Origin of the sequence: Inquilinus sp. KBS0705 (genome assembly GCA_005938025.2) — a bacterium.
In the GTDB taxonomy this organism is placed as follows: domain Bacteria; phylum Bacteroidota; class Bacteroidia; order Sphingobacteriales; family Sphingobacteriaceae; genus Mucilaginibacter.
Genome location: VCCI02000004.1, coordinates 125,879 through 137,716, shown reverse-complemented (window position 1 = coordinate 137,716; position 11,838 = coordinate 125,879). Strand labels below are relative to the sequence as shown.

The 11,838-nt window shown below is 45.8% G+C and carries 11 protein-coding genes; 3 read left to right on the top strand and 8 right to left on the bottom strand.

Features of this window, described 5'->3' with window-relative positions; translation table 11 throughout:
* The 8 genes from FFF34_017210 to FFF34_017175 form a co-directional block, all read right to left on the bottom strand.
* The gene (locus FFF34_017210) at positions 1 to 1,059 is read right to left on the bottom strand and encodes a DUF2236 domain-containing protein (GenBank protein TSD63336.1); all 1,059 of its coding nucleotides are present in this window, start codon (positions 1,057 to 1,059) and stop codon (positions 1 to 3) included.
* Positions 1,052 to 2,311, bottom strand: a complete 1,260-nt coding sequence (locus FFF34_017205; GenBank protein TSD63335.1) for an FAD-dependent oxidoreductase — start codon at positions 2,309 to 2,311, stop codon at positions 1,052 to 1,054. The genes FFF34_017210 and FFF34_017205 overlap by 8 nt, the downstream gene beginning before the upstream one ends.
* 2 nt (positions 2,312 to 2,313) lie before the next feature.
* The gene (locus tag FFF34_017200; protein TSD63334.1) at positions 2,314 to 2,964 is read right to left on the bottom strand and encodes a flavin reductase family protein; all 651 of its coding nucleotides are present in this window, start codon (positions 2,962 to 2,964) and stop codon (positions 2,314 to 2,316) included.
* A 55-nt stretch (positions 2,965 to 3,019) separates the two neighbouring features.
* Positions 3,020 to 3,700, bottom strand: coding sequence for a GTP cyclohydrolase I FolE (gene folE, locus FFF34_017195; protein TSD63333.1), 681 nt, complete (start codon positions 3,698 to 3,700; stop codon positions 3,020 to 3,022).
* A gap of 189 nt (positions 3,701 to 3,889) precedes the next feature.
* Positions 3,890 to 6,130 carry a catalase/peroxidase HPI gene (gene katG, locus FFF34_017190; GenBank protein TSD63332.1) on the bottom strand — a complete coding sequence of 747 codons (2,241 nt, stop codon included), beginning with the start codon at positions 6,128 to 6,130 and terminating at the stop codon, positions 3,890 to 3,892.
* Positions 6,131 to 6,417: 287 nt separating this feature from the next.
* Entirely contained in the window at positions 6,418 to 6,978 is a 561-nt protein-coding gene (efp, locus tag FFF34_017185) for an elongation factor P (protein ID TSD63331.1), read from the bottom strand.
* A 98-nt stretch (positions 6,979 to 7,076) separates the two neighbouring features.
* The gene (locus FFF34_017180) at positions 7,077 to 7,964 is read right to left on the bottom strand and encodes a dienelactone hydrolase family protein (GenBank protein TSD63523.1); all 888 of its coding nucleotides are present in this window, start codon (positions 7,962 to 7,964) and stop codon (positions 7,077 to 7,079) included.
* Positions 7,965 to 8,019: 55 nt separating this feature from the next.
* Complete coding sequence (locus FFF34_017175; GenBank protein TSD63330.1) at positions 8,020 to 8,895, bottom strand: YitT family protein; 876 nt, start codon at positions 8,893 to 8,895, stop codon at positions 8,020 to 8,022.
* A 161-nt stretch (positions 8,896 to 9,056) separates the two neighbouring features.
* Here FFF34_017175 and FFF34_017170 point away from each other — a divergent pair, with 161 nt between their 5' ends.
* The 3 genes from FFF34_017170 to FFF34_017160 are packed head-to-tail and all read left to right on the top strand — an operon-like array spanning position 9,057 to position 11,819.
* Entirely contained in the window at positions 9,057 to 10,367 is a 1,311-nt protein-coding gene (locus tag FFF34_017170) for a GHKL domain-containing protein (GenBank protein TSD63329.1), read from the top strand.
* Positions 10,368 to 10,392: 25 nt separating this feature from the next.
* Complete coding sequence (locus FFF34_017165; protein TSD63328.1) at positions 10,393 to 10,776, top strand: response regulator; 384 nt, start codon at positions 10,393 to 10,395, stop codon at positions 10,774 to 10,776.
* Positions 10,773 to 11,819 (top strand): response regulator, encoded by a 1,047-nt coding sequence (locus FFF34_017160; GenBank protein TSD63327.1) that lies wholly within the window; start codon positions 10,773 to 10,775, stop codon positions 11,817 to 11,819. The genes FFF34_017165 and FFF34_017160 overlap by 4 nt, the downstream gene beginning before the upstream one ends.
* The last annotated feature ends 19 nt before the right edge of the window (positions 11,820 to 11,838 follow it).

The window sequence follows — 11,838 nt, the reverse complement described above, 5'->3', positions numbered from 1 at the left end:
TCAAGTTGCCTTATTAAGCGCCGGGTTTTGTTTTTTAAATGCCGCAAAGGCCCGGCTGTGATTTTGCCGTGCATCGCCTGTTGGCTTAAAGGTTTTTAAAAGGTTTATTGTTTTAATAAGGGCCAGTTTATACCCGGCCAGGTCAGGCGCCTTTATGGCAAGCATATCGGCTATTTCGGTACCCAGCAAGTAGCGCATCAGGCCCAGTATATCGTTTGCGCTGGCCTTGCCTTTGTTAACCGTAAGGATATGATCGGTAAGCGACTGCGCGAGCTGCTGCCCATGGATTGAAACCCGGAACTGCCGCTGTTTGATGGCTGTATCCAGTAGTTGCGCCTTTTTAGCGTTTTGGGGTATCAGGTCCTCATCCAGTCCCGTTAGGTAACCTATAACCGCCCATAGGTGCATAAAGGCTTCCTGATCATTACGGCTAACGGTAAAGCCCAGCATGCGCAGGCCGCGTATCACAATAAGCGAAAAGGACAGGTTGGTACCCGCCATGTCTTCCTGGTTAATGGGCAGTCCCCATGCATCGTCCCATTTGCCGCTTTGCAGGGTGTAATAGCGTACAGCGGCATGCACCAGGCGTATCTTTAAAATTTCGGTATAAGCGTTACCATCTTTGTCAAACGCATCGGGGCCCATTACCTCCCAAACAAACAGCGCCGTGTCGTACAGCCGCTTGGTGGTTTGTTTGCGTATTAACTCCGACAAGTACAACACCATTGCCCCATTGGCTGCGGTATAGCAATAGGGTAACGACAACAGCCCCAGCAGGCTCATTATCATTTCGGAATGGCGGGCAAAAAAAGCGGCACCGGTTTTCATAAGCTCGGGCCGGGCCCATGCAGGCAGCTCGGTTGCCCGGTTTATAAGGGCAAACTGCGGATAGGCATCCTTTAAAAAGGCGGGGTTTAAATTGCCGCTTAGCCATTGCTGCAATTGCAGCTTGCGGGCAGGGTCGGCAAGAACAAACTGTATAAATTCATCGGCCTGCGGGTCGCCCAGTAACCTTTTATGGTCCAAAAAATCGTTGCTATATGGGCTGTTATTATTCATTATTACTCATCGTGTTTATAATAGCTTCGGCTGCAAGGCGGCCACTTTTCATAGCTGCATTTATAGATCCATTCATCAAATGGTCGCCGCAAACAAAACATCGTGCATTTGGCCTCATTATTTTATAATCAGGTTCATTTGTCACGCTGTCATTATTTGGTAGGGCGTAGTTGATATGATATGTTTTTAAATGTTTCCATTTGGTAGCTTCCGGATACCACGTTTTAAGTTCGTTTGTTACCCTTGCAGCAAGTGCTGCTTCATCACCGGTTACATGGTCGCCAATAAGTGATACCGATATTAATGCCTCACCGTTTTTAGAATAGCGCGGCGATACCTCATTCATCACCGCTATGTTATTTACAAGCCTGCCGGGCTTACTATTTAGCGCAATAATGGGTATATTAAACGGTTTGTTGGCGGCGGTAAAGTAAATATTAGTTACCAAATGATAAGACCCTGTTGCTTGTTGATAAGGCCATGGCAAACTTACCCCATTAGTAGCTATAAGCACATATTTACAGGTATATATAGCCTCGCTATTGGTTATTACCCGGCCATCATCAATTGCAACAACTTTTTGGTTTAATAGCAGCTCGGTTGGGTTTAACGCATCTGCAAGTTGCCGGGGTATCATTGCCATGCCCTTTGCCGGAATGGCTGCATCGCCCTCGCTAAACATTTTAAACACAAATTCAAACATGCGGCTTGATGTACTCAGTTTAGGTTCCAGAAAAATACCTGTCATAAATGGTATAAAAAACCGGCTTATGATCCTATCACTAAAACCGGCCTTTTTTAGATAGTTTAACGTAGTTGTTTCCTTATCGGTAAATATCTTATCGATGCTTTTATTTGCCAGTTTTATTTTAAGCCTAAGCATGCGTAACTTATCGGCTAAACTACCTGCCGAAGAAAATAAGGTACTTATTAAAGACGAGGGTTGCCTGATAGGATCGCCGATGCTGGTGATACCCTTGTTGCCAAGTATTATAGCGCCGGGATGGAATTTTCGCAGATCAAGGGCATCGTAGTCTAACAAGCGTTTTGTTTCGGGATAGGCGGTTAGCAAAACCTGGAAACCATGGTCGAGCAGGAAGCCATTTACCTCATCGGTTTTTACTCTGCCGCCAACACTATCAGTAGCTTCAATCACTTTTACCGACCGGCCCGCTGCCTTTAATACCTTTGCGGCGGTTAACCCTGCTAAGCCCGCGCCAATTATAATTACTTCAGCGTCTGTTTGTAGCATAACTATACTTTGTCTGCTGTAATTAACTGTTTAGTTGGCACACCCGGCTTGGCATAGGCCAGCCTGCCTATTGGCTGTGGCAGCGAGTAGGTATCTAAGCCGGCCACCGTAAGGGTTTCGGCCTTTACATGGTCTATAGTGCCGTCGGCGGTTATCAGCTCGTCATCGGCCAGTATGTGCATTATTTCGCCAATTACAATGGTGGTGCCGTTAAGCTCTACATCAATGGTTTCGCGCAGCTCGAGGCCAATACTTATGGTAGACTGTTTTACAAAAGGGGCCTTAAAGCCGGTAATGTATTGTTTTTTAAAGCCGCACACATCAAACTCCGATACCTGCGAGGGGTAGCTTGCGCTGGTTTGGTGGGCCTGCATATACCAGGCGGGTAAAACATTGTTTAGTGTATACTGGCCCGTTGTGTTAATGTTGCTTAGTGTGTCGTTATGTTCGCGCTCGGGCCGTATAACCATACCCAGCAGCGGGGGATTGGCCCCCAGGTGAAATACTGAACTAACGATACAAAGGTTGGTAATACCATCATTGCTGATAGTACCCAACAGGTGTAAGGATTTATAGCCCGCCAAACTATTGATAAGGTTAATACGGTAGTATTTCTCCATGTCGGTTATCTGGTGGCTGGTAATGCTTTTCATTTATTCGTTATTATTTACTTAAACCATGTTAACTAATATATGCCGCGCTTAAATATCAGGATGCTATATGTTTAAGAAATTCATTCCTGGTATCGGCTTCTAAAAAGCGGCCGCTGTATTCGGCCGTTATGGTTGTACTGCCGGCATCTCTTATACCCCGGCTTGATACGCAATGGTGATGTGCATCTACAATAACGGCTACATCTTCCGTGCCAAGGGCTTCTTTCATCAGGTTGGCTATTTGTATGGTTAACCTTTCCTGCACCTGCGGGCGTTGCGAGCAGTACTGTACTATGCGGTTTAATTTAGACAGGCCTATTACCTGCCCGTTGCTGATGTAAGCTACATGTGCCTTGCCTACAATGGGTACAAAATGGTGCTCGCAATTGCTAAAAACCGATATGTTTTTTTCTACCAGCATTTGCTTGTATCTGAACGGGTTTTTAAAAAGCGTTGGCTTTGGCTTATTGGCCGGGTTAAGGCCGCTAAAAATTTCTTTAACATACATTTTGGCTACCCGCTTTGGCGTATCTTTCAGGCTGTCGTCTTCCAGGTCCATACCTAATACCTGCATTATGCCTGCAAAGTGCTTGGCTATCAGGTCTACTTTTGTGTCGTCGTCAAGCACAAAGGCATCTTCCCTTAAAGGGGTGTTAAGGGTTGAACTATGGTGGTCGTGGTCAAAGTGTAAAAGGTCTTGTTCGTCTTGTTGGTCAACTATAGTGTTGTTTGTCATAAAAGTATTGGTGGGCTTATAAGTTATAGCAGCGTAATTAAATCGCCAAACAAATATAGTACGATATTGTATTAATTTATTTCAAATAGTATAATATGGTTATAAAATGACGTTTGGATATTGCTCTGTAACAAAAAGGTGGCCCCCTCCTCAATAGGGGCCACCTTTAAATATAGCACAGGCTATAAATTAAGCCAGGTCGAAACGATCCAGGTTCATTACTTTAGCCCATGCAGCAACAAAGTCGTGCACAAACTTATCATGGGAATCTTCGGTAGCGTAAACTTCGGCAAGGGCACGCAGTTCAGAATTTGACCCAAATATCAGGTCGGCACGCGTACCGGTAAATTTAACTTGCTGAGTTTTACGGTCTCTGCCTTCAAAAATATCCTGCGTATCCGAAACAGCGTTCCATTTGATACCCAAATCAGTTAGGGTAACAAAAAAGTCGTTGGTTAGCACGCCCGGGCGCGTAGTAAATACGCCATGTTTCGATTGATCGAAATTGGTGTTCAATGCGCGTAAGCCACCTACTAAAACCGTCATTTCGGGTGCGGTAAGGGTTAGTAACTGCGCCTTATCAATCAGTAACTCCTCTGCCGCGGCAATATGGTGGCTGTTTAAATAGTTGCGGAAACCATCGGCAGCCGGCTCCATTACCGAAAACGATTCTACATCGGTTTGCTCCTGCGATGCATCTGTACGGCCCGGTGTAAAGGGCACTGTAATAGTATAACCGGCGTTTTTAGCCGCCTGCTCAATACCGGCGTTACCGCCTAATACAATCAGGTCGGCAAGCGATACACGCTTGTTGCCTTGCTGCGCGTTGTTAAATGCGGCTTGTATACCCTCAAGTGTTTGTAAAACGGTGGCCAGTTGGGCCGGGTTGTTTACCTTCCAGTCTTTTTGCGGGGCAAGGCGTATACGCGCGCCATTTGCGCCGCCGCGTTTGTCGGACCCGCGGAAGGTTGATGCCGACGCCCATGCGGTTGATACCAGCTGCGATACAGAAAGACCCGAAGCCAACAGCTTGCCTTTTAGGTCAGCAATATCCTGCTCATTAATTAGTTCGTGTGTTACCGCCGGGATAGGGTCTTGCCATATCAATACTTCGGCAGGCACTTCGGGGCCAAGGTAGCGCGCGCGGGGGCCCATATCGCGGTGGGTTAGTTTAAACCATGCACGGGCAAAAGCATCCGCGAACTGATCGGGGTTCTCTAAAAAGCGCCTTGATATTTGCTCGTAAACCGGGTCTACACGTAATGCGATATCGCTTGTAAGCATAAACGGTGCATGGCGTTTAGCCGGGTCGTGGGCATCGGGCACAGTGCCTGCGCCGGCGCCGTCTTTTGGTTTCCACTGGTGTGCGCCTGCAGGGCTGCGGGTTAGTTCCCATTCAAAACCAAAAAGGTTTTCAAAGTAATTGTTGCTCCATTTTGTTGGCGTGGTGGTCCAGGCACCTTCCAGGCCGCTGGTAATGGTATCGCCTGCATTGCCGCTGCCGTAGCTGTTTCGCCAGCCCAGGCTTTGCTCGGCTATGCCTGCTGCCGCGGGTTCTTTGTCAACATACTGGCTTGGGTCTGCAGCGCCGTGGGTTTTGCCAAAGCTATGGCCGCCTGCAATAAGTGCAACGGTCTCTTCATCGTTCATGGCCATGCGGCCAAAGGTTTCGCGTATATCGCGGGCAGATCCACGCGGGTCGGGGTTACCGTTAGGACCTTCGGGGTTTACATATATCAGCCCCATTTGTACAGCCGCAAGCGGGTTTTCCAGTTCGCGGTCTTTAGTATAACGGTTATCGGCCAGCCATTCTTTTTCGGCGCCCCAGTATATATCTTCGGCAGGCTCCCAAACATCGGCGCGGCCACCGCCAAAACCAAATGTTTTAAAGCCCATTGATTCCAACGCGCAGTTGCCGGTAAGTATCATCAAATCGGCCCATGATAGTTTTTTGCCATACTTTTTCTTGATTGGCCAAAGTAGTAAACGCGCTTTATCCAGGTTGGCGTTATCGGGCCAGCTATTAAGCGGGGCAAAGCGTTGTGTGCCAAAGCCCGCGCCGCCGCGCCCGTCAGATACGCGGTAAGTACCCGCGCTGTGCCAGGCCATGCGTATAAAAAACGGGCCGTAGTGCCCATAATCGGCAGGCCACCAGTCTTGCGATGTGGTCATCAGTTCAAAAATGTCTTTTTTTACGGCATCCAGGTCAAGGGTTTTAAATTCCTCGGCGTAGTTAAAATCATCACCCATAGGGTTAGATAATGAAGAGTATTGGCGCAGTATGTTTAGTTTAAGCTGGTTGGGCCACCAGTCGCGGTTGCGGGTACCATTGCCCGCGCTTTGCTTAAGCGATCCGTTAAGAAACGGGCACTTAGCTTCGCTGGTGTTCATATCGCCCAATTTGGTGATGTTATCTTCGTTGGTTGCCATAATTTATAGGGTTAGTTTATACGTCTAAATTTATAGTTATATATGTTAATGTTATAGTACTACGCCGTTATGGAATAATAAATTACACGCACATGGCTTTTATAGCCGTGGCTGCAGGTTATAAATTATTGATAATACAGGGGTTTACCTTGCTTTTAAGGCACTTATAAATATAGCAGATATATTTATAATTATAAACACAGCGGTTTATAATTAACCGCTATAAGGTAAAAAGCAAAGCCCCCGGTGGTTAATCCGGGGGCTTTGTTATGTGTTGTTTGTGATGCTTATTTTGCGCGCTCCAGGTATTCGCCGGTGCGGGTATCAACCTTAATTTTATCGCCCTGATTGATGAACAGAGGTACTTTTATCTCGACACCATTTTCGGTTGTGGCGTTTTTTAACGCGCCCGATGAGGTATCGCCTTTAACTGCAGGTTCGGTATAGGTAATTTCCAGCTCTACGTTGTTAGGGGCCTGCGCCATAATAGGCTCTTCGCTTTCAAAAGATACTATTACGTTCATACCTTCTTTTAAAAACCTAACGGCTGTGCCAAATAATGTTTTTGGGATGTTATGCTGCTCGTAGGTGGTGTTATCCATTATCACCATGTAGTCGCCATCTTCGTACAGGTACTGGTAATCATTGGTTTCTACACGGCAAATCTCAACTTGTTCATCTGTAGCTAAACGCGCTTCAACAATTTTGCCTGTTTTAATATTACGAAACTTATCTAAATAAAAGGCGCCGCCTTTACCTGGTGTACGGTGCATTACTTCGGTAACGGTTACCAGTTCGCCGTTGTAACGTAATATATTTCCTACTTTAACTTCAGATGCTTTTGCCATAAAACGATTGTAAAATTTTGAACGCAAATATAAGGGATGTACTGATAAACCCCTATTTTAATATTTAGCCCAAATTCCGCTTGTTTTTTGGTGATACTTTATGCCAGTTGCGCTGTAAAAAAGTCGATTGAGCGTTTCCAGGCCAGTTCTGCGGCGGCTTTGTCATACCGCGGCGTGGTATCGTTATGAAAGCCATGGTTCACGTTTTCGTAAATAAAGGCATCGTATTTTTTACCATTCTGTTTTAAAGCGGCCTCGTAAACCGGCCAGCCGGCGGTTATGCGCGTATCTAACGATGCATAATGCAGTAACAACGGCGCTTTAATTTTAGGTACATCATCAGCAGCGGGCTGGCTGCCGTAAAAAGGTACGGCGGCGGCAAGGTCGGGCACGCGCACAGCCATCATATTGGCTATGCCGCCGCCAAAGCAAAAGCCAACAACACCCACCTTGCCATTGCAATCGGGGTGGTTTTTAAGGTAGTTATAGGCGGCAATAAAATCTTCTTCCATTTCGCCTTTATCCCTTTTGCTTTGCAATTCGCGCCCGGCATCGTCGTTACCGGGGTAACCGCCCAGCGGGGTAAGCGCATCAGGCGCCAGCGAAATAAAGCCTGCCAACGCGGCGCGGCGGCCTACATCTTCTATATATGGGTTTAGGCCGCGGTTTTCGTGAACTACAATTACACCACCCAGTTTCTTTTTGGCGTCAGCGGGTTTTGATAGTAGCCCCTTAATGGTACCACCGCCCTTAGGCGACGAATAGTTAATATAACCCGATTGCAGGCGCGGGTCATCTGCCTTTATTTGTACGTTGCCCTTATAATCGGGCATTAAAAAACTCATCAGCGCGGGTACGGTTAACCCACCCACCGCGTAAATAGACAGTTTTTGCATAAACGAGCGCCTATCCAGGCGGTTATGCGCGTAATCGTCGTAAAGGTCAAAAACTTCCTGCTTAACGTCTTCTTTTTTTATCTGGCTCATCATTAAAGGCTTTTATCAAATTTAGTGATTTTGCCGCTTAATATGCCAAACGTTATTAATGTCTCGCCCGTTTTTTGAGCACGCCACCGGCGGCTTCTTTAATGGTGCTGGTAAAAATAAAGGCTTTGGGGTCTATTTCGTGTACAAGGTTGCGCAGGCGCCTTACTTCAAGGCGGGTTATTACGGTAAAAACAATATCAACGGGTTGGCTAATATCAAAGCTGTCGCGCAGAAAACCGCGCTCGCCTTTATAAACGGTAATGCCGCGGCCAAGTTCCATCACCAGGCGTTCTTTAACCAGCTGGCTTTCGCCCGATATAATGGTTACACCGGTGTACTCTTCCAACCCTTCTATCACAAAGCTGATGGTTTTGGAAGCTGTATAATACGTCATGATAGAATATAGGGCGGTTGGCAAGCCAAGGTCAATAGCAGCTATCAAAAAGATAATGATGTTGATACCTAATATGATCTCGCTGATGGTAAAACTGATGCGTTTGCCGGTATAAAGCGCCAGCACTTCGATGCCATCAAGCGCGCAGCCACCGCGTATGGCCAAACCGACGCCGATACCCATAAATACCCCACCGAATATGGATACCAGCAGTTTATCGGAGGTTATTTGCGGATATGGGAAGAACTGCAGGCAAAGCCCCAGGGCTATTACAGCGGCTAAAGTTTTATAGGCAAAGCGTTTATTTACATGAAAAGCGCCCATTATAATAAACGGGATATTGGCCAGCACTATAATATAACTAATATCTAAGTGATAAATTTCGTGTATCAACAGTGATATACCAGTTACGCCGCCGTCAAAAAACTTATTGGGTATCAGGAAACTCCTTAAAGCGAACCCCGAAAACAAGATACCTGCAAGGGTATAAAGGGTATCGGTTATCCATTGCGGAATGTTTGTGGTCTTCATCAATATCCTTAATTAATTGCCGTTTTTTAGGGCTAATATATTAAATGTTTTGCTGTAGGCAGGCATTTTTTACATATACAAGCGGTACCCTATATGTTTTATGACGATGTATGGGCTAATATGCTTAAAATAATTACTTTTATGTTTAATTAATACCTCGCTTACGCATGCAAGTTTTTTTATACATCGCCGCGTTCTTCCTATTAAGGCGCATTATTAAAGTAATAAAATTCACCCCGCTAAAGGCTAAATGGGCAACCATTTTAAATATTGCCAGTGTACTGGTTTGGGTTGTTTTTATTATTGTGGATGAGAAGATACCCGACGGTTACGACTACCTGTTTAGCGCGGTATTTTTAGGGGGCTTGCTGTACTACTTTAAAAAAGAGGAAGATTTTAAATTAGTAAGCTTTTATCTCGAATCGCATTATCCGCTGGTGGTAATTACGTTTGTAAGCGGCCTGGTTGAATTAATTGCACCAAAGTTTTACGACAAGTATGACACGATTTTCACCTTAGCCATCCTTGTAGGCTTTTCGTGGATATTTGCGCGATGGGCCACCTCTAAAAAGCAGGAGGAGGAGTTTAGGGCCATTAACCAGCAAAACGTAATACTGGATAAGCTTGTTGCCGAGCGTACCGCCGAACTTACCCGCCAAAAGGATGAGTTGCAGGAAGCGGTAAAACTGCTGCAAACCACCCAGCAGCAATTGATACAATCCGAAAAACTGGCCTCGCTGGGCGAGCTTACAGCCGGTATAGCGCACGAAATTCAGAACCCGCTAAACTTTGTAAACAATTTTTCGGAAGTAAGCATGGAGCTGATAGACGAAATGGAAGAAGAACTTGCTAAAGGCGATACCCAAGAAGCCATAGCCATAGCAAGCGACATACGCCAAAACTTAGATAAGATAAGGCACCATGGCAAACGTGCCGACGGCATTGTAAAGGGTATGCTGCAACATAGCCGTGCCAGCAGTAACGTAACCGAACCGACCGACATTAATACCCTTGCCGATGAGTATTTACGGCTGGCCTACCACGGCCTTCGCGCCAAAGACAAAAGCTTTAATGCCGAACTGTTAACCAGTTTTGGCCCCGATATACCCAAAGTAAATGTGGTGCCGCAGGATGTAGGGCGGGTATTGCTGAACCTGTTCAACAACGCCTTTTATGCGGTGCAGCAAAAGCAAAAATTAGGTGTGGCCGATTTTAAGCCTACTGTGCAGGTAAGCACAGCACCCGGTAAAAACGGCATTGTTATTAAAGTTAGGGACAACGGCACGGGCATCCCCGATGAAATTAAGGATAAAATATTACAGCCCTTTTTTACCACAAAGCCTACCGGCGAGGGTACTGGCTTGGGCCTATCACTTAGTTACGATATTATAGTGAAGGCGCATAACGGCACCATTGATATAGATAGCAAAGAGGGCGAGTACACCGAGTTTGTAATTTACATTCCGGCTAAAAACTAAACAAGTATATTTACAGCGCATATATATGAAGATACTGGTAGTAGATGATGAGGCGGACGTACAGCCGCTATTTTTACAGCGTTTCCGCAAAGAGATACGCAATCACGAAATAGACTTTGGCTTTGCCTTATCAGGCGAGGAAGCGCTGGATTATTTAAAGCAAAAAAAGTCGGAAATAGTGTTGATACTAAGCGATATTAATATGCCCGGCATGAGCGGTATTGAGTTGCTTGGCCACATACGCGAAGACTTTGATACGCCGCCGCCACCCGTGGTTATGATGATAACCGCCTATGGCGATGAAGAGAACCGCCGGCAGGCGATGGAAAAAGGGGCGAATGATTTTTTAACCAAGCCCCTTGATTTTAATTTATTGAAAGAAAAACTTAAAGCGTTTATTGAACAATAATGGCCAAAATATTAGTAGTAGATGATGAAGCCGATCTGGAGCTGCTGGTAAAGCAAAAGTTTCGTAAAAAAATACGCGAAAACGTGTATGAGTTTGTTTTTGCGCAAAACGGCGAAGAGGCTTTGTTAAAAGTAAAGGAACACCCCGACCTGGATATTATATTAAGTGATATTAATATGCCGGTAATGGATGGCCTTACCTTGCTAAGCCGGTTGCCCGAGGCTAACCCCATGCTTAAGGCGGTGGTGGTATCGGCCTATGGCGATATGCAAAATATACGCACTGCCATGAACAGGGGTGCCTTTGATTTTGTGTGTAAGCCGGTTGATTTTGAGGACCTGGACCTTACCATGGAAAAAACCATACAGCATGTAAAACAACTACAGGAAACCATAAGGGCCATTAAAGAAAACAACATACTAAAAATGTATGTAGACGAGAATGTGCTTAATTTTATGACGCACAAGGAGTTTGAAAACAGCCTGATGAAGAATGAGGTAGTTGATGCCACTGTGTTGTTTATTGATGTTTGCGGCTTTACAGCCATTACCGAAAACGTACCCGCTAATACGGTAGTAAACCTGATAAACTCGTTGTTTGATAAGATTGTAAAAGAGATTGTTGCACAGGGCGGCCATGTTGATAAATTCATGGGCGACGCAGTAATGGCTGTATTTAGGGGCAATTACCATTTGGACAGGGCGATTGATGCCGCCCTTGCAGCCAAAGCGCAGTTAAACAACGTTGAAGCAGTAACGGCAGGCGATAAATCATACAAACCGCAAATAGCGGTAGGTATCAACTCGGGCGAAATGGTATCGGGCAATATCGGCTCTGCATCACTAAAACGATTGGATTATACCGTAATTGGCGATGCCGTAAACCTGGCGCAGCGCCTGCAATCGTCTGCAAAGGCGGGGCAGATCATCATATCCGAAGAAACCTACCATAAAGCCAAAGAATCGTTCAAATGCGAACGGATAGGCGAGGTTACCCTTAAAAACAAAGCCCTGCCCGTTACCATTTACGAAGTGGTAGAATAAGGTCTGATTTACACCATGT